The organism is Nonomuraea sp. NPDC049758 (assembly GCF_040674635.1).
GTDB lineage: Bacteria > Actinomycetota > Actinomycetes > Streptosporangiales > Streptosporangiaceae > Nonomuraea.
In genome coordinates, this window is record NZ_JBFAMZ010000013.1 from 184,202 (window position 1) to 201,768 (window position 17,567).

The 17,567-nt window shown below is 71.2% G+C and carries 16 protein-coding genes; 8 read left to right on the top strand and 8 right to left on the bottom strand.

Features of this window, described 5'->3' with window-relative positions; all coding sequences use genetic code 11:
* Positions 1-26: 26 nt before the first annotated feature.
* Positions 27-956 carry a LysR substrate-binding domain-containing protein gene (locus AB0J46_RS31240; protein ID WP_352324155.1) on the bottom strand — a complete coding sequence of 310 codons (930 nt, stop codon included), beginning with the start codon at positions 954-956 and terminating at the stop codon, positions 27-29.
* 132 nt (positions 957-1,088) lie between these two features.
* Here AB0J46_RS31240 and AB0J46_RS31245 point away from each other — a divergent pair, with 132 nt between their 5' ends.
* The 5 genes from AB0J46_RS31245 (at position 1,089) to AB0J46_RS31265 (ending at position 6,309) form a co-directional block, all read left to right on the top strand.
* Positions 1,089-1,847: a succinate dehydrogenase cytochrome b subunit gene (locus AB0J46_RS31245; RefSeq protein ID WP_352352918.1), complete on the top strand. Its 759-nt coding sequence runs from the start codon at positions 1,089-1,091 to the stop codon at positions 1,845-1,847.
* The gene (locus tag AB0J46_RS31250) at positions 1,844-3,769 is read left to right on the top strand and encodes a fumarate reductase/succinate dehydrogenase flavoprotein subunit (protein ID WP_364337794.1); all 1,926 of its coding nucleotides are present in this window, start codon (positions 1,844-1,846) and stop codon (positions 3,767-3,769) included. The genes AB0J46_RS31245 and AB0J46_RS31250 overlap by 4 nt, the downstream gene beginning before the upstream one ends.
* Positions 3,766-4,506 (top strand): succinate dehydrogenase/fumarate reductase iron-sulfur subunit, encoded by a 741-nt coding sequence (locus AB0J46_RS31255; RefSeq protein ID WP_352352916.1) that lies wholly within the window; start codon positions 3,766-3,768, stop codon positions 4,504-4,506. Before AB0J46_RS31250 ends, AB0J46_RS31255 begins: the two co-directional genes overlap by 4 nt.
* Positions 4,507-4,642: 136 nt before the next feature.
* Positions 4,643-5,173, top strand: coding sequence for an RNA polymerase sigma factor (locus tag AB0J46_RS31260; protein ID WP_364337795.1), 531 nt, complete (start codon positions 4,643-4,645; stop codon positions 5,171-5,173).
* Positions 5,170-6,309 carry a CU044_5270 family protein gene (locus AB0J46_RS31265; RefSeq protein WP_364337796.1) on the top strand — a complete coding sequence of 380 codons (1,140 nt, stop codon included), beginning with the start codon at positions 5,170-5,172 and terminating at the stop codon, positions 6,307-6,309. Before AB0J46_RS31260 ends, AB0J46_RS31265 begins: the two co-directional genes overlap by 4 nt.
* 21 nt (positions 6,310-6,330) lie before the next feature.
* Here AB0J46_RS31265 and AB0J46_RS31270 read toward each other — a convergent pair whose 3' ends face one another.
* Positions 6,331-7,269 carry a sensor histidine kinase gene (locus AB0J46_RS31270; RefSeq protein ID WP_364337797.1) on the bottom strand — a complete coding sequence of 313 codons (939 nt, stop codon included), beginning with the start codon at positions 7,267-7,269 and terminating at the stop codon, positions 6,331-6,333.
* Positions 7,270-7,535: 266 nt separating this feature from the next.
* Between AB0J46_RS31270 and AB0J46_RS31275 the strand changes: the two genes are divergently transcribed.
* Entirely contained in the window at positions 7,536-8,723 is a 1,188-nt protein-coding gene (locus tag AB0J46_RS31275; protein WP_364337798.1) for an RtcB family protein, read from the top strand.
* A gap of 47 nt (positions 8,724-8,770) precedes the next feature.
* Here AB0J46_RS31275 and AB0J46_RS31280 read toward each other — a convergent pair whose 3' ends face one another.
* Positions 8,771-9,160 (bottom strand): VOC family protein, encoded by a 390-nt coding sequence (locus tag AB0J46_RS31280; protein ID WP_358294425.1) that lies wholly within the window; start codon positions 9,158-9,160, stop codon positions 8,771-8,773.
* Positions 9,161-9,231: 71 nt separating this feature from the next.
* On the opposite strand from AB0J46_RS31280, the gene AB0J46_RS31285 reads away from it, so the two are divergent.
* Both AB0J46_RS31285 and AB0J46_RS31290 read left to right on the top strand, forming a co-directional pair.
* Positions 9,232-9,912: a phosphotransferase gene (locus tag AB0J46_RS31285; protein ID WP_364337799.1), complete on the top strand. Its 681-nt coding sequence runs from the start codon at positions 9,232-9,234 to the stop codon at positions 9,910-9,912.
* A 159-nt stretch (positions 9,913-10,071) separates the two neighbouring features.
* On the top strand, positions 10,072-10,491 hold the full coding sequence (locus AB0J46_RS31290; RefSeq protein WP_358294424.1) for a spore-associated protein A: 420 nt from the start codon (positions 10,072-10,074) through the stop codon (positions 10,489-10,491).
* 53 nt (positions 10,492-10,544) lie between these two features.
* Here AB0J46_RS31290 and AB0J46_RS31295 read toward each other — a convergent pair whose 3' ends face one another.
* The 5 genes from AB0J46_RS31295 to AB0J46_RS31315 are packed head-to-tail and all read right to left on the bottom strand — an operon-like array spanning position 10,545 to position 17,555.
* Positions 10,545-11,165: a phosphotransferase gene (locus AB0J46_RS31295; protein ID WP_364337800.1), complete on the bottom strand. Its 621-nt coding sequence runs from the start codon at positions 11,163-11,165 to the stop codon at positions 10,545-10,547.
* A 48-nt stretch (positions 11,166-11,213) separates the two neighbouring features.
* Positions 11,214-11,894: a respiratory nitrate reductase subunit gamma gene (gene narI, locus AB0J46_RS31300; protein ID WP_364337802.1), complete on the bottom strand. Its 681-nt coding sequence runs from the start codon at positions 11,892-11,894 to the stop codon at positions 11,214-11,216.
* Positions 11,891-12,445, bottom strand: coding sequence for a nitrate reductase molybdenum cofactor assembly chaperone (gene narJ, locus AB0J46_RS31305; RefSeq protein WP_364337803.1), 555 nt, complete (start codon positions 12,443-12,445; stop codon positions 11,891-11,893). The genes narI and narJ overlap by 4 nt, the downstream gene beginning before the upstream one ends.
* The gene (gene narH, locus AB0J46_RS31310) at positions 12,442-14,043 is read right to left on the bottom strand and encodes a nitrate reductase subunit beta (protein ID WP_364337804.1); all 1,602 of its coding nucleotides are present in this window, start codon (positions 14,041-14,043) and stop codon (positions 12,442-12,444) included. Before narH ends, narJ begins: the two co-directional genes overlap by 4 nt.
* Complete coding sequence (locus AB0J46_RS31315; protein ID WP_364337805.1) at positions 14,043-17,555, bottom strand: nitrate reductase subunit alpha; 3,513 nt, start codon at positions 17,553-17,555, stop codon at positions 14,043-14,045. Before AB0J46_RS31315 ends, narH begins: the two co-directional genes overlap by 1 nt.
* Positions 17,556-17,567: the final 12 nt, after the last annotated feature.

Consider the following 17,567-nt stretch of genomic DNA (forward strand, 5'->3'; position numbering starts at 1 on the left):
TCCCGGGGGAGTCGGGCTGTTGCTGCTCATTCTGCGATGAGCTCGACCCCTTGCGGAAGCGTGCCTTCCTGTCCGGCCTCCACCACGAAGGCGAGCAGGGTCTCCCGGAACGCCTGCGCTGCCCTGGTCGGCTCGACGTCCTTGCGGTGGGCCAGGGCGATCGTCCGGCTCAGACCGGGCGGGGCCAGCGGCGTGCCGGACAGCCCCGGCCGCCCGTCGAGCACCATCGACGGCACCACGGCCACGCCGAGCCCCGCCTCCACGAACCGCAGCACCGCGTCCATCTCGCCGCCCTGCACCGAGAACCGGGGCTCGAACCCGGCCTGACGGCAGGCGGCGAGGGTGGCCTCGCGCAGGTCGTAACCGCGCCGGAACATCACCATCTGCCGGCCGCGCAGGTCCTCGATCCGCAGGTACGGCCCCCGCGCCCGCTCGTGCGAGGGCGCGACCACGACCAGGTTCTCCCGCAGGATCTCCTCGGTCACCAGGGAGGGGTCGTCGCTCTGCAGCGGCATGATGATCAGCGACAGGTCGAGCTGCCCCCTGGCCAGCGCCCTGACCAGGTCACGCGAGCCGCCCTCCTCCACCAGCAGCTCCACCCCCGGGTAGGCCCGGTGGAAGCGCGCCAGCGCGTCGGCCAGCAGGCCCGCGCACAACGACGGCGTGGCCCCCAGCCGCACCCGGCCCCGGCGCAGCCCGGCCAGCTCGGCCACCTCCTGCCGGGCGGTGTCGGCGTCGGCCAGCATCCGGCGGGCCAGCGGCAGCAGCGCCTCGCCCGCGGCCGTCAGCGTGACGTTGCCGCGCGCGCGGGAGAACAGCGGGGCGCCGAGATCGTTCTCCAGAGCCTTGATCTGCTTGCTGAGCGAGGGCTGGGCGACCCGCATGCGCTCGGCCGCCTGGGTGAAGTGCCTGGTCTCCGCGACCGCGACGAAGTAGGCGAGCTGCTGCAACTGCATGTGATTTTCCTCGCACCGGCCGAGCATTTTTCCTTATGCCGACCGTATAAACCAAGCATCATAGCCGGAAGCTATGGAAACCAGATCCGCGATGACTTGGACGGATCATTGCTGGATACCTAGCGTTCAAACGTGACTGCCACGATAGAGCGCGGCGCCGCCACCGCGCCTGTTAACGCCCCCAAGGGTGCCTCGCCCGCACCGACGTCCAAGAAGCCGAGCCGGTTCCTGAGCTCGTCGAACGGCAAGAAAGTCGTCATGGCCGTCACGGGCGCCGTGATGGTGTCCTTCCTCGTCCTGCACATGCTGGGCAACCTGAAGATCTTCCTCGGCAAGGACTCGTTCAACGAGTACGCCGTCGCCCTGCGCACGCTCCTTGAGCCCATCGCGCCGTACCGGACGGTGCTGACGATCCTGGAGATCGGGCTCGTCGTCTCGGTCGTGCTGCACATGTGGGCCGCGATCTCGCTGGCGCGCAAGGCGGCCAAGGCCCGTCCGGTCAAGTACGTGGCCAAGAAGTCGCAGGCCAACGGCTACGCCACGCACATCATGCGGTTCGGCGGCCTGACGATCCTGCTGTTCGTGATCTGGCACCTGCTCGACCTGACCTTCGGCGTCGTCAACCCCAAGGGCTTCGACTCCGAGCCCGCCGACCGCATGGTCGCCGGCTTCGACCCGTCCCGCTGGTGGGTGACCCTCATCTACCTCGTGGCCGTCGTCATGGTCGGCCTGCACCTGCGGCACGGCATCTGGAGCGCGTTCCAGACGCTGGGCTGGGCCAACCGCAGCCGCTACCGCGGCCTGCGCCTGACGGCCGCCCTCGTCTCGGCGGTCCTGGTCGTCGGCTTCCTGGCCCCGCCCCTCGCCATCACGTTCGGAGTTGTGAAGTGAAGTACACCGAAGGCTCGGAGATCCGGGACACCAAGGCGCCCGCCGGTCCCATCGAGGAGCGGTGGGAGAAGCGGAAGTTCAGCGCCAAGCTGGTCAACCCGGCCAACAAGCGCAAGCTCAACGTGATCGTCGTCGGCACCGGACTGGCGGGCGGCTCGGCCGCGGCGACCCTGGGCGAGCTGGGCTACAACGTCAAGTCGTTCTGCTACCAGGACACGCCCCGGCGCGCCCACTCCATCGCCGCCCAGGGCGGCATCAACGCCGCCAAGAACTACCGCGGCGACGGCGACTCGATCTACCGGCTCTTCTACGACACCGTCAAGGGCGGCGACTTCCGCGCCCGCGAGTCGAACGTCTACCGCCTGGCCCAGGTGTCGGTGAACATCATCGACCAGGCCGTGGCCCAGGGCGTGCCGTTCGCCCGCGAGTACGGCGGCCTGCTGGACACCCGCTCGTTCGGCGGCGCCCAGGTCTCCCGCACGTTCTATGCCCGCGGCCAGACGGGCCAGCAGCTCCTGCTGGGCGCCTACCAGGCGCTGGAGCGGCAGATCGCGGCCGGGACCGTGGAGATGCACACCCGCCACGAGATGCTCGACCTGATCGTCTCCGACGGCCGGGCGCGCGGCGTCATCGTGCGCGACATGGTGACCGGCGAGATCGAGCGGCACCTGGCCGACGCCGTGGTGCTGGCCACCGGCGGTTACGGCAACGTGTTCTTCCTGTCCACGAACGCCAAGGGCTGCAACACGACGGCCATCTGGCGGGCGCACGAGCGCGGGGCGTACTTCGCGAACCCGTGCTACACGCAGATCCACCCGACCTGCATCCCGGTCTCCGGCGAGTACCAGTCGAAGCTGACGCTGATGTCGGAGTCGCTGCGCAACGACGGCCGCGTGTGGGTGCCGCTGCGCAAGGACGACGACCGGGCCCCCGGCGACATCCCGGAGGAGGAGCGCGACTACTACCTGGAGCGCATCTACCCGGCCTTCGGCAACCTCGTCCCGCGTGACATCGCCTCCCGCGCCGCCAAGAACGTCTGCGACGAGGGCCGCGGCGTCGGCTCCGGCGGGCTCGGCGTCTACCTCGACTTCCGCGACGCCATCGGCCGGCTCGGCCGCGACGCCGTGGAGAAGAAGTACGGCAACCTCTTCGAGATGTACGAGCGCATCACCGGCGAGAACCCGTACGACGTGCCGATGCGCATCTACCCCGCCGTCCACTACACGATGGGCGGCCTGTGGGTGGACTACGACCTGCAGTCCACGATCCCCGGCCTGTTCGTGATCGGCGAGGCCAACTTCTCCGACCACGGCGCGAACCGGCTCGGCGCCTCGGCGCTGATGCAGGGCCTGGCCGACGGGTACTTCGTGCTGCCCACCACGATCGGCGACTACCTGGCCAACGGCCCGTACGGCGAGGTGGACGAGGAGGCCGTGGCCGAGGCGGAGATCAAGGTCCGGACCCGGATCGACCGCCTGATGTCGGTGAACGGCACCCGCACCCCCGACTCCTTCCACCGCGAGCTGGGCAAGCTCATGTGGGACTACTGCGGCATGGAGCGCACCGAGGAGTCGCTGCGCAAGGCCCTGGAGCGCATCCCCGAGCTGCGCGAGGAGTTCTGGAAGAACGTCAAGGTGTCCGGCACCGCCGAGGAGCTGAACCAGGTCCTGGAGAAGGCCGGCCGCGTCGCCGACTTCTTCGACCTGGCCGAGCTCATGTGCCTGGACGCCCTCGTCCGCACCGAGTCCTGCGGCGGCCACTTCCGCGCCGAGTCCCAGGACCCCGACGGCGAGGCCCTGCGCGACGACGAGCACTTCGCGCACGTCTCGGCCTGGGAGCGCACGCCCTCCGGCGAGACGGTGCTGCACAAGGAACCGCTCGAGTACGAGTACGTCAAGATGACCCAGCGGAGCTACAAGTGAACCTGACCCTCAAGGTCTGGCGTCAGAGCGCCCCCTCGGACGCCGGGCGCATGGTGACGTACCGGGTGGAGGACGTGTCCCCGGACATGTCGTTCCTGGAGATGCTGGACGTGCTGAACGAACGGCTGATCCTGGAGGGCGACGACCCGATCGCCTTCGACCACGACTGCCGTGAGGGCATCTGCGGCATGTGCGGCATGGTCATCAACGGCGTGGCGCACGGCGAGCAGCGCGCCACGACGACCTGCCAGCTGCACATGCGCCACTTCGAGGACGGCGCCGAGATCACCATCGAGCCGTGGCGCGCCGCGCCGTTCCCGGTGGTCAAGGACCTGGTCGTGGACCGCAGCGCGTTCGACCGCATCATCCAGGCGGGCGGCTTCGTCTCGGTCCCGGCCGGCTCGGCCCCGGACGCGCACAGCGTCCCGGTGCGCAAGGAGGACGCCGACGCCGCGTTCGACGCCGCGACCTGCATCGGCTGCGGCGCCTGCGTGGCCGCCTGCCCGAACGGCTCGGCCTCCCTGTTCACCGCCGCCAAGATCACCCACCTCAGCCTGCTGCCCCAGGGCCAGCCCGAGCGCCTGACCCGCGCGAAGGCCATGGTGGACCAGATGGACGCCGAGGGCTTCGGCGGCTGCACGAACACCGGCGAGTGCACGGCGGTGTGCCCCAAGGGCATCCCGCTGGACACGATCGCCCAGATGAACAGCGACTACCTCAAGGCCAACGCCAAGTAGGCCAGGTCGAGCAGGCCCCGTCCCGGAACGCCACCGGGGGCGGGGCCTCTGCTTTTTCCGGCGAGCTGTAACAACACGGACGTTCCCACCACTTCCCGGTGTCAGAAGAACGCATCAGGGACGAAGGGGCTGCGCGGTGACGGATGATTCCCACCGTTTCACCGGCATGTACGACGAATGCCGACAACGGGTGTGGGCCTACGCGGTCAGTCGTGCGGGCCGGCAGGTGGCCGACGAGGTGGTGAGCGAGACGTTCGCCATCGCGTGGCGGCGGCTGGACGACGTGCCCGAGCCGCCGCTGCCGTGGCTGCTCGGCGTGGCGCGCAACCTCCTGCGCGACGACGCCCGCTCGCAGGCGCGCAGGGACGCGCTGGCCGCCGAGCTGAGCTCGTGGACCGAGGACGGCCGCCCGGACGTGGCCGAGCAGGTGACCGAGCGCATGGGCGTGCTGCGCGCGCTGGCCGAGCTGCACGAGGACGACCGGGAGGTGCTCATGCTGGTCGCCTGGCACGGGCTGTCGCCCAAGGAGGGCGCCCGGGTCGTCGGCTGCTCGTCGGCGGCCTTCCGCGTCCGGCTGCACCGGGCCCGCAAGCGGCTCACGCGAGCCATGGAGTCCGCCGAACCGTCCCGTCACTACGTGCGCAACCTCAGCGAGGAGTGGTCATGAACCCGATGGACGAACTCCGGGCCGCGCGGCCCGCGCACCTCGGCGACCGGCCGGTGGACGAGCACACCAGGGCCGCCGAGCTCGCGCACGCCATGTCCGGGCCGCGCGGGTCCCGGCGCCGGCGCACGGCCGTACGGCCGGTGTGGGGGCTCGCGGCCCTCGCGGCTGGGGCGACCGCGGTGGCCGTCGTGGTGGCGGGGAACGCGGCTCCGGCGCCCCGGAAGCAGGCTCCGCAGGCCGGGCAGAGCGCGTCGGCGACGCCGCGCAAGGTCACGCTGTCGGCCAGGGAGGTGCTGCTGGCCGCCGCGGAGAAGGCCGACCGGCAGCCCGACCGCACCGGCGACTGGTGGTACACCTCGTCGGTGAGCAGGTACGTCTACCCGGCCGTCCAGGGCGGCTACCTGGTGGTGGACCGGGAGCGCAACGAGGAGTGGACGCCGCGCGCGACCGGCGGCGAGCAGTGGAGCCGCCAGCAGCGGCTCGGCGCGTTGCCCGCGACCGAGGCCGACCGGCTGGCCTGGGAACGGGCCGGCTCGCCCGGCGAGATCGAGGTGGTCCCGCCCGCGAAGAAGCTGAGCCGGCTGCGCCTGCCGACCTCGGAAGGCAAGCCCACGACCAGCCACACCCCCCTCGTGGACGGCGACAAGGTGTTCTGGCTCGGCCGCAACGTCACGATGAAGGACCTGCGCGGCCTGCCGGACGAGCCGGCGAAGCTGAAGAAGTGGCTGCTCGACAGCTACGACGGGCATTCGACCGAGTCGTCCAGCGTGGAGATGGCCTCCGACACCTGGCTGTTCACCGTCAGCGTCGGACTGATCGTCGACATGCCGGTGACGCCGCAGGTACGCGGGGCCGCCTTCCGCATGCTGGCCGGGCTCGGCTCCGTCAAGGTCATCGAGAACGTCACCGACGCCGAGGGCCGCACCGGCACGGCCGCGGCCATCCGGCAGGACGACGACAGGACCGGGCTGCGGGAGAGCCGACTGATCTTCGACGAGGCCACCGGGCGGGCGCTGGGCACCGAGACCGTACTGGTCGAGCCGCGCGGGCAGCGGGGAGGACTTGAGCCGGGCATGGTGTCGAGCTCCGAGGCCGTCCTGGAGGCCGGCTGGACGGACGCCGGCCCCAAGCGCTGAGCCCTGCGGCGGCCCGCGTCGTCAGTCGCGCAGCAGGTGCAGGCGGAAGCGGGTCCCGGCCGGCTCGGAACGCACCTGGAGCAGGTCGCAGAGCTGGCGCACCACCCACAGGCCGTGCCCGCGCAGGGCGGTCGGGGCCGGCGGCAGGTAGCCGGGCAGGACGGCCGTCAGCTTGCCCGGGTCGGTCACGTCGCACACGACGGCGTTCCCGTCGGCCCAGATCGCGAGGTCGCCGTGCCCGCCGCCGTGCTCGACGGCGTTGGCGGCGACCTCGTTGACGGTCAGCAGCAGGCGGTCGGTCAGGGCGCGGGACAGGCCGAGCCGCTCGGCGGTCGCCCGCACGTGCCGGCGCACGCGGTGCAGGTCGCCGTCGAAGCGCAGGCCGGCGGCCCCGGGCGGCGGGGGCGGCAGCGGGTCGTGGTCGGAGGCGTGGCTGAAGGACTCGGGCTCGACGTAGTCGGTGCTGGCACGGGGGCCGTCACCGGTCAGCAGCCCCGGATGGGTCCGGCGGGCGCCGCCGACGACCCGGTCCGGCACCGCGCGCGCGTCGAAGGCGCAGACCATCCAGGCCGCGCGGGCGGCGAACGCGGCGTTGAGCACCGACTCGTACCGGGTCCACTCGGCCTCCTCGACCGGGGTGCGGCCGTGCCAGACGGGCTCGCCGATCACCCTGGCGCGGGGATGGGCGTCGAGGTAGCGGCCGTAGGCGGCCAGGGTGCGGCCCGGGGCGTCGTACCAGCCGCCGGCCTCGACGAACTCGACCTCGCCCGCGTCGCCGCCGAGGGCCCGCGCGAGCAGGCCGATGTTGGCGGCCGTGGTCACCACGAGCACCCTGTCCCGCGCGGCCAGCCCGTCGCGGCAGAAGGGCACGGCCGCGGCCAGGAAGCCGGCGTCGGTGGAGTAGACGAGCGCCTGGTGGACCAGCGGATGCTCGTCCGGCTGGTCGGCGACGGCGATCATGTGCGCCCCATTTTCTCCGCGACGGCGAACTGCTGCCCGGCCACGATCGGTTGGAGGGGTCGGGCCGTTCTCAACGGTATATCTCCCGGGTGCACGCATACAGGGTGTATGTCGGCACACCACGGTCACCATAGCCAATGGAGCGCGGACCCGGACCGGGCTTGCCAAGATCTCCGGGGGCGGGAGCCGTACTAAATCGGTTGCAGGGGGTATGTCGTGTCTGGCCAGATAGATCGTGTTCATGAAGGCGGCCGGGAGGAGGCGACATGGCGTACAACGAGGTGAGCGGGACCAGGCATCCGCTGCGGATGTGGGCGGAGCCGGAGACGGTGGAGCCGCAGGCGATGCAGCAGTTGCGGAACGTGGCCAACCTGCCCTGGGTCCATGGCGTCGCCGTCATGCCCGACGTGCACCACGGCAAGGGGGCGACGGTCGGGTCGGTCATCGCGATGAAGGACGCGGTGTCGCCGGCGGCCGTCGGGGTGGACATCGGCTGCGGGATGACGGCCGTGAAGACGTCGTACAAGGCGTCGCAGCTTCCCGACAACCTGGCCTACCTGCGGGGGAAGCTGGAGCAGGCGGTCCCCGTCGGCTTCCAGCACCACAAGCGGCCCGTCGATCCCGGCAAGGTGCACGGGATGCGGACGGCCGGGTGGGCGGAGTTCTGGCGCGAGTTCGACGACCTGGCCCCGGCCGTCCGCGCCCGCCGCGAGCGGGCCGAGGCGCAGATGGGCACGCTCGGCGGCGGCAACCACTTCCTGGAGGTGTGCGCCGACGACGAGGGCTGGGTGTGGGTGGTCCTGCACTCGGGGTCGCGCAACATCGGCAAGGAACTGGCCGAGCACCACATCGGGGTGGCCCGCGGCCTCTCCCACAACCAGGGCCTGGTGGACCGGGACCTGGCGGTGTTCCTCGGCCACACCCCGGAGATGGACGCCTACCGCCGCGACCTGTACTGGGCCCAGGACTACGCGCGCCGCAACCGGGCGCTGATGATGGGCCTGGTCTGCGACGTGCTGCGCAGTCATCTGCCGGGCATCGGCTTCGACCAGCCCATCTCCTGCCACCACAACTACGTGGCCGAGGAGCGCTACGACGGGGTGGACGTGCTCGTCACCCGTAAGGGGGCGATCCGGGCGGGCAGCGGGGACCTGGGGATCATCCCGGGCTCGATGGCCACCGGCACGTACATCGTGAAGGGGCTGGGGAACCCGCGGGCCTTCAACTCGGCCTCGCACGGGGCCGGCCGGAAGATGAGCAGGACCAAGGCCAAGAAGACGTTCACGGTCAAGGACCTGGAGGAGCAGACGTTCGGGGTCGAGTGCCGCAAGGATCCCGGGGTGATCGACGAGATCCCGGGGGCGTACAAGGACCTGGAGTCGGTGATGGCCGCGCAGCGGGACCTGGTGGAGGTCGTGGCGCACCTGCGGCAGCTCATCTCCATCAAGGGCTGAGGCCCGCACGGCCCTGAGACGGGCCGTGCGGGTGCGCGGTCACGCGGTCAGGGGTGCGGGGCCGTCCCGGCGCGCTCCGCGGCGCTGCGCAGGACGCAGAACTCGTTGCCCTCGGGGTCGGCGAGCACCGCCCAGCCGGTGCCGTCCGGCTCGCGCAGGTCGGCGATCAGGGTGGCGCCCCGGCGCACCAGGCGCTCGACCTCCTCGTCGCGCGTGGAGTCGGGACGCAGGCACAGGTGCAGCCGGTTCTTGGCCGCCTTCGGCTCCGGCACCTTGTTGAAGTGCAGGATCGGGCCCTCCTTCAGCATCACCCGCGTCTCCTCGTCACCCGGGCGGTCCTCCGGGTGGACGGGACAGCCGGTCACCTCGCTCCAGAACCGGGCGAGCTCGTACGGATCCGCGCAGTCGATCGCGACGTTCTGCAATACCGACACCATGGTGGGATCCTGCCCCAAAGCAGGGCGCATGTCGCAGGAGACTTGCCCGGCACCACGAGAAGGGGGACCCGATGGAGATCGGCGAGTTGCTGGGATCGGGCCGCACGGCCGACGTGTATGCGATCGGGGAGGACCGGGTGCTGCGGCGCAACCGGTTCCCGGCGGACACGCGGCGGGAGGCGGAGGTCATGGCGCACGTGGCGGCCCGCGGCTATCCCGTCCCGCGGGTGCACCCGGGCGGTCACGGGCCGGCCGACCTGGTGATGGAGCGGCTGGCCGGGCCGACGATGTTGCACGCGATGCTCGACGGCCGGATGGAGCCGCGGGAGGCGGGCACGATCCTCGCGCGGCTGCTGCGCGGGCTGCACGAGATCCCGGCGCGGACGGCTGCCGATCCCGGGCACCGGGTGCTCCACCTCGACCTGCACCCCGACAACGTCATGCTGACGCCCAGGGGGCCGGTGGTGATCGACTGGTCCAACGCCGAGGACGGGCCGCCCGCGCTCGACCGCGCGATGTCCGCGGTGATCCTGGCCGAGGTCGCGGTCCAGCCGGCGACCGGGATGGCGGACGTGGCACGGGCCGTCCTGGACGGGTTGCTGGCCGGGCTCGGCGACGCCGTGCCGGGGGCGGAGCACCTGGCGGCGGCCAGGGCCAGGCGGGCGGCCAACCCGACGCTCAGCGCGGCGGAGATCGCCGGACTCGGCGCCGCTGTGGCGGAGATCACGCGGCTCGCCGCGGCGCTGAGGTGACCCCGCCGCACCTGCGCGGTCGTCCTCCGGGCGAGCCGGAAGGCCGTGGATTACGGGGGAACCGAAATCGCATTTGTGTGTTGTTCGCCTGCTGTTCGCTTTCTTGATCACTCGCTGCGCGAAGCTGACGGGCGTTCAAGAGCGACAGTAAGGATGAACATGCGCACGATCACCAAGACGCTCTTCGCCGCGGGCGTGCTCGCCTGCGGTCTGGCCGCCGCCCTGCCCGCACAGGCCGCCGTCGCCGCCGTGGACCCGGCCGGCGTGTGCGGGTCCGGGTTCCGCGTCATCGACTCGCACCCGTTCAAGTCCGGCAGCACGGCGCTGGGCACGATCTACCTGTCCTACAACTCCGGCACCGGCAAGAACTGCGTGGTGACGGTCAACAAGACGCCGTACACGCGGTGGATGCGGGCGACGCTGAGCGTGCAGGGCGGCGCGACCAAGACCGACGCCGGTGAGTTCAAGTCGTACGCCGGGCCGGTGATCCTGTCGGCCGTGGACACCTGCGTCAAGTGGGGCGGCGCCTGGGACGAGTCGCCGTACGTGTGGACCAGCGGCTGGAGCCACTGCGGCTGATCCCGTCAGGACGTCCGGGCCTCGCCCCCGGGGCTCGGGCACCGCGGGACGCGTCAGGCGCTCCAGGCGGCGGTGAGGTCGAGGCGTTCGCGCCACAACTTCTCGCCGCCCCCGCCCGGCTCCCACCGGCCGCAGAACTCCAGCAGGTCCCGGCAGCGCGCCACCATCGACGCCTGCCGCTCGGCCCAGGACGGCACCGGGCCGCCGTAGGCGTCGAAGAAGCGCGGCAGCAGGGAGACGTGCTCGGGGTGGTGGCTGCGGACGATCCACTCGCACCAGGCGAGGTCCTCCACCGGCCGGCCCGGGTGGGCCCACTCCCAGTCGAGGATCGCGGTGGTCTCGAACGTGGCGGGGTCGAACAGCAGGTTCTGGGGCCCGTAGTCGCCGTGCACGATGCCGAGGCGGTGGATGCGGGCCAGGACGCGGCCGCACTCGGCCAGCACCTCGGCGGCGCGGCCCTCGTCCAGCAGGTCCTGGCCGTGGGCGCCGGCCACGAAGCGGGTGGTCAGGCTGGTGGCGGTGATCTGGTGCACGCGCGGCACCGGCAGCCGGCCGCGCAGCCGGCGCAGGTATCTGCTCTCCGTGCCCAGCCTGAAGGCGGCCTCCGGGCCCTGGTAACACTTGACGACCAGAGCGCCGTCGCCGACCGTGCTGTTGGTGTACCCGTGCTCCACAGCCAACGATTCTGACGCACCGGCCCCCGTTCCGGGCGGCGCGGCGCGCTATCGGGACCGGGCCCGATACACGATGTAAGGGCGGAACAAATAGGTGATCGGCGCCGAAAGGGCGTGCACGAGGCGGCTGAACGGGAAAAGCACGAACAACGCCATCCCGATCACGGTGTGCACCTTGTAAAGGATGCTCGCCTGCCCCATCGCGGTGGCGTCCGGGTTGAGCACGAAGACGCCGCGGAACCAGGGGGCGACCGTCGTCCGGTAGCTCACCTCGCTCGGCACGAACCCCGCCACCGTCGTCACCACGCCCGCGACGATCGACGCGGCGAGCACCACGTACATGGTCTTGTCGTTCTTCGTCGTGGCCAGGAAGACAGGCCCGTTCGTCCGGCGGCGGTAGACCAGCAGGACCAGCGCCACCAGCGTGGCCAGCCCGGCCAGACCGCCCCAGATCAGGGCGTTGGCGTGGTACGCCTCGTTCGACACGCCGATCGCGTCCGTCCAGGAGAGCGGGACGAGCAGGCCGGTCACGTGCCCGATGATCACGAAGATCAGGCCGTAGTGGAACACCGGGCTGGCCACGCGCAGCAGCGGGCTCTCGTAGAGCTGCGACGACCGGGTGGTCCAGCCGAACTTGTCGTACCGGTAGCGCCAGATCAGGCCGCCGATGAAGATCACCAGGGTGACGTACGGCGCGACCACCCACAACATGCTCTCGCCCCAGCTCACCGGTACCCTCCCACGGTCTCGGCGGGCGGCCCGCCGGCGGCCAGGCGGTGCGCCGCGGCGCGTTCGGCGGCCGTGGGCGGCGGCAGCGCCGCGCACACCACCCCGATCACCTCCGCGTACGGCGAGCCCAGCTCGGTCAGGGCGGACAGCAGCAGATCGAGCCCGATGCGATGCTCCCGCAGCAGCGCCGCCCCGGACGGGTCGAGCGCCGCGAACTCCAGCACGACCGGCAGGAAGTCGGGCAGCTCGTCGTCCATCAGCTCCCAGCCGGCCACGCGGTAACGCTGCTTGAGCGCGGCCAGGGACGCCCCGCGGCGGCGGGTGTCGCCGTCGGTGTAGTAGGTCAGGTAGAGGCAGCAGCGCCGGTGCAGGTCGAACGTCTCGACGTAGTGCGCGGCCAGGTCGCCCGCGTCCATGTCCGCGATCCGCGCCAGGAACGCCGCGAAGTGCGGCTCGGCGGCCTCCTTGATCAGCGGCAGGCGGCGGTGGAACCGTTCGTCGGGGTAGGCGAGCAGGTGCGCGGCGGCCTGCCAGATCACGGCCTTGTTCATGATTTTCCCTTTTTCGGCGGGAAGAGTCCTGCTGGGATGCCCCGGCCGTCCCAGTTGAGGAGGTTCACCCGGTCGTGGGTGATCTCGTCGCTGGTCTGGCGGTCCTTCAGGCCGTGGAAGGACTCGACGGAGACCGGCAGCGGCTTGCCCGACGCCTCCCCGAAGGGGGCCTGCATGCCGGGGCCGCCGTAGTAGTCGAGGCTGCAGCCGGCCTCCTCGACCACGCCGGGCACGTTGCCGTACGCGGTCGGGATCACGTACCGCTCCTCGTACTTGGCCAGGGCCAGCAGGCGGTACATGGCCCTGATGTCGTCCTCGGTCAGGCCGGTGTCCGGCAGGACCGGCTCCTGCCCCAGGTTGACCCCCCGCATGTACGAGCGCATCGCGGCCAGCCGGCGCAGCGCGGCCGTCACCGGGACGGGATCGCCCGCGCTGAACAGCTCGGCCAGGTACTCCACGGGGATGCGCAGCGACTCGATGGCGGCGAACAGGTTGTCCGCGTCCTCGCCGTCGTGCCCGGTGTTCGCCAGGGCGTCCACGACGGGGGAGAGCGGCGGGACGTACCAGACCATCGGCAACGTCCGGTACTCCGGGTGCAGGGGGAGCGCTATGCGATATTTCGTGATCAGGTCGTAGACGGGGGATCTGCGGGCCGCCTCGATCCAGTCGGCGGGCAGCCCCGACGCGGCCACCGCCGGGTCGTCGGGGTCGACGAAGACGCCGAGCTGGGCCTCGTACAGGTCCCGCTCGTCCGCCACCGAGGCGGCCTGGCTCACCCGGTCGGCGTCGTAGAGCAGTACCCCGAGGTAGCGCAGGCGGCCCACGCAGGTCTCCGAGCACACCGTCGGCAGCCCCACCTCGACCCGCGGGTAGCAGAACGTGCACTTCTCGGCCTTGCCGGTCCGGTGGTTGAAGTACACCTTCTTGTACGGGCACCCCGTCACGCACATCCGCCAGCCCCGGCAACTGTCCTGGTCCACCAGGACGATCCCGTCCTCGGCCCGCTTGTACATCGCCCCCGACGGGCAGGAGGCCACGCAGGACGGGTTCAGGCAGTGCTCGCAGATGCGCGGCAGGTAGAACATGTACGCCTGCTCGAACTCCAGCCTGACCTGCTCCGACACCTTCCCCAGCACCGGGTCGGGGGACGGGTCGCCGCCCAGGTTGTCGTCCCAGTTCGCGCTCCAGCGGATCTTCATGGGCTCGTTGCTGATCAGCGACCTCGGCGGCGCCACCGGGACGTCGTCGGACAGCGGGGCGCGGGTGAGGTTCTCGTAGTCGTAGGTCCAGGGCTCGTAGTAGTCCTGGATGGAGGGCATGAGCGGGTTGGCGAAGATGCTGGCCAGCTTGCGGAACCGGCCTCCGGCGCGGAGTGTCAGCCGGCCCCTGCGGTCGAGCTTCCAGCCGCCCCGCCAGCGTTCCTGGTCCTCGTACCGGCGGGGGTAGCCCTGGCCGGGGCGGGTCTCGACGTTGTTGAACCAGACGTACTCGACGCCGGGACGGTTGGTCCAGGTCTGTTTGCAGGTGACGGAACAGGTGTGACAGCCGATGCACTTGTCCAGGTTCATCACCATGGCGATCTGAGCCATGATCTTCATCAGTAGCGCACCTCCTGCGACCTGCGGCGAATGGTGGTGACCTCGTCCCGCTGGTTGCCCGTGGGGCCGAGGTAGTTGAAGGCGTACGAGAGCTGGGCGTAGCCGCCGATCATGTGCGTGGGCTTGATCAGCACCCTGGTCAGCGCGTTGTGGATGCCGCCGCGGCGGCCGGTCTCCTCCGACTTCGGCACGTCGATCAGGCGGTCCTGGGCGTGGAACATGTAGACCGTGCCCTGCGGCATGCGGTGGGACACGATGGCCCGGGCCACCACGACGCCGTTGCGGTTGACCGCCTCGATCCAGTCGTTGTCGGCGATGCCGAGCCGGGTCGCGTCCTCGGTGGACATCCAGATGGTCGGGCCGCCGCGCGACAGCGACAACATGAGCAGGTTGTCCTGGTACTCGGAGTGGATCGACCACTTGGAGTGCGGGGTCAGGTAGCGCAGGGTGGCGCTCTCGCCGAAGAGCTCGGCCATGTCCAGCGGCGGGCGGTAGACCGGCAGGGCCTCGCCGTACTCGTGCATCCAGTCGTGGTCGAGGAAGAAGTGCATGCGGCCGGTGAGCGTGTGCCAGGGCTTGCCGTTCTCGACGTTGATCGTGAACGGCGAGTAGCGGCGGTCGTGCGCCTCCTTGCCCGACCATTCCGGACTGGCCGCGACGTGCGTGGGCCGGGCCTGGGTGTCGGCGAAGACGATGCGGTGGCCCTCGTCCATCAGGTCGTCGAAGCTGCGGCCGGTGCGCCGGGCGAGCTGGCGGAAGCCCTGGGCGGCCAGCCTGCCGTTGCTCACCCCGGACAGCGCGAGGATCGTCTCGCACGCCTTGGCGTCGGTGTCCAGCTCGGGACGGCCCTTGGCCACGCCGCGCGGCACCAGGCCGCAGCGCTGGCCCAGCCAGGCGACCTCCTCGTCCGGCATGAAGGTCACGCCCTTGACCTGGAGGCCGAGCCGCTCGGTGAGCGGGCCGAGCGCGGCCAGCTGCTCCGCGACCGCGCCGTAGTCGCGCTCGACCACCTTCAGCGTCGGCTCCGGCGCGCCGGGCGCGCGCCCGCCGGGCTGCCCGGTCTCGCCCGGCGTGTCGTGCTGGTACGGGACCACCACGACGTCCTTGCGCACCCCCAGCCGCTCCTTGGCCAGCGCGCTGAAGGCCCTGGCGATGGCGTGGAAGGCCGCGAAGTCCGTCCTGGTCTCCCAGGGCGGCGAGATGGCCGGGTTGAACGCGTGCACGAACGGGTGCATGTCCGTCGAGGACAGGTCGTACTTCTCGTACCAGGTGGCGGCGGGCAGCACGATGTCGGAGAAGACCGTCGAGGACGTCATCCGGAAGTCGAGCGTGAGCAGCAGGTCCAGCTTGCCCCTCGGCGCCTCGGGGTCGGGGTGCTCCAGGTTGGACGTGGCGCCGAGCAGGTGGTGCAGGAAGTACTCGTTGCCCTTGGCCGACGAGCCGAGCAGGTTCGACCGCCACAGGGTCAGCACCCGCGGCCAGTTGGCCGGGTCGTCGGGGTCCTCGGCGGCGTGCCGGAGCCTGCCCTGCCGCAGCTCCTCCAGCGTGTACGCCACGGGGTCCTCGTGCTCGCCCAGCTCCAGCGGGTTGCGGTCGAAGGCGGGCGACATGGGCATCCAGCCGTTGCGCACGGCCTCGGCCACCAGGTCGGCCGTGTGCCTGCCGCGGAACGCGCCGGGCCCGAGCGGCGAGGTCAGCGCGCCCGCGTCGAACCGGTCGTAACGCCACTGGTCGGTGTGCAGGTACCAGTACGGCGTGCCGGGCGCCTGCCGCGGCGGGCGCGACCAGTCGAGCGCGCCGGCCAGCACCGCCCAGCCGCTCTGCGGGCGGCACTTCTCCTGGCCGACGTAATGGGCCCAGCCGCCGCCGTTGCGCCCCTGGCAGCCGGTCAGCAGCAGCAGCGACAGGAACGCCCGGTAGATGGTGTCGCCGTGGAACCACTGGGTGGCGCCCGCGCCCATGATGATCATGCATCGGCCGCGGGTGGTCTCGGCCGTCCTGGCGAACTCACGGGTGATCTTGACCACCCGCTCGGCCGGGACGCCGGTGACCGGCTCCTGCCAGCCCGGCGTGTACGGCTCGGCCGCGTCGTCGTACCCGCCGGGCCAGATCCCCGGCAGGCCGGGCCTGGGGACGCCGTACTGGGCCAGCAGCAGGTCGAACACCGTGGTCACCAGCCGTCCGCCGACGCGGGCGACCGGCACGCCGCGGCGCAGGGAGCCCTCGCCGTCGAAGCGCGGCAGCAGGAGCTGGGCCGACTCGCCGCCGTACAGGGTGAGCTTCGGGTCGACGTCAAGGTCGAGGTTCCAGCGGCCCTCGCCGGAGTCGGTCCAGCGGAAGCCGACCGAGCCGTTCGGGACCACCGGCTCGCCGGACCCGGCCATGAGCACGGTCTTCCACTCGGCCGCCTCCTCCGCCGAGCCCAGGTCCTTGGCCGTGAGGAACTTGTCCGGCACGTACGCGTCCTCGTGCTCGCGCAGCGTGACCAGGAAGGGCAGGTCGGTGCAGCGCTTGACGTAGTCGGTGAAGTAGGGCACCTCCCGGTCGACGAAGAACTCCTTCAGCAGCACGTGGCCCATGGCCATGGCCAGGGCGCCGTCCGTGCCGGGACGCACGCTCAGGAACTCGTCGGCGAACTTGGCCGCGTCGCTGTAGTCGGGCGAGACCACCACGACCTTCTGGCCCCGGTAGCGCGCCTCGGCCATCCAGTGGGCGTCCGGCGTGCGGGTGACCGGGACGTTGGAGCCCCACATCACCAGGTACGCGGCGTCCCACCAGTCGGCCGACTCCGGGACGTCGGTCTGGTCGCCGAACACCTGCGGCGAGGCCACCGGCAGGTCGGCGTACCAGTCGTAGAAGGAGAGCATCGTGCCGCCGATCAGCGACACGAACCGGGAGCCGACGGCGTGCGAGACCATCGACATCGCCGGGATGGGCGAGAACCCCGCGACCCGGTCGGGCCCGTACGCCTGGATGGTGTGCACGTGCGCCGCGGCGATCATCTCGACGGCCAGGTCCCAGGTCACCCGGACGAGCCCGCCCCGGCCGCGCGCGCCCTGGTAGCTCGCCCGCTTCTCCGGATCGGCGGTGACCTCGGCCCAGGCGGCCACCGGGTCGTCCAGCCGCTCCCGCGCCTCCAGGTAGAGCTGGACCAGCACGCCCCGCGCGTACGGGTAGCGGATCCGGGTCGGCGAGTAGGTGTACCAGGAGAAGGCCGCCCCGCGCGGGCAGCCGCGCGGCTCGTACTCCGGCCGGTCGGGGCCCACGCCCGGGTAGTCGGTCTCCTGCGCCTCCCAGGTGATGATGCCGTCCTTGACGAACACCTTCCACGAGCACGAACCCGTGCAGTTCACGCCGTGCGTCGAGCGCACCACCTTGTCGTGGCTCCACCGGTCGCGGTAGAACGCGTCGCCTTCCGTGCCGCCTTTCAGGTAGAGAGTCCGCAGGTCACCACTGGTGGCCGATCTGCGGAGGAACCGACCGGTCTTCAGCAGGAGATCCTCGGCGCTCATACCCCCACTTCA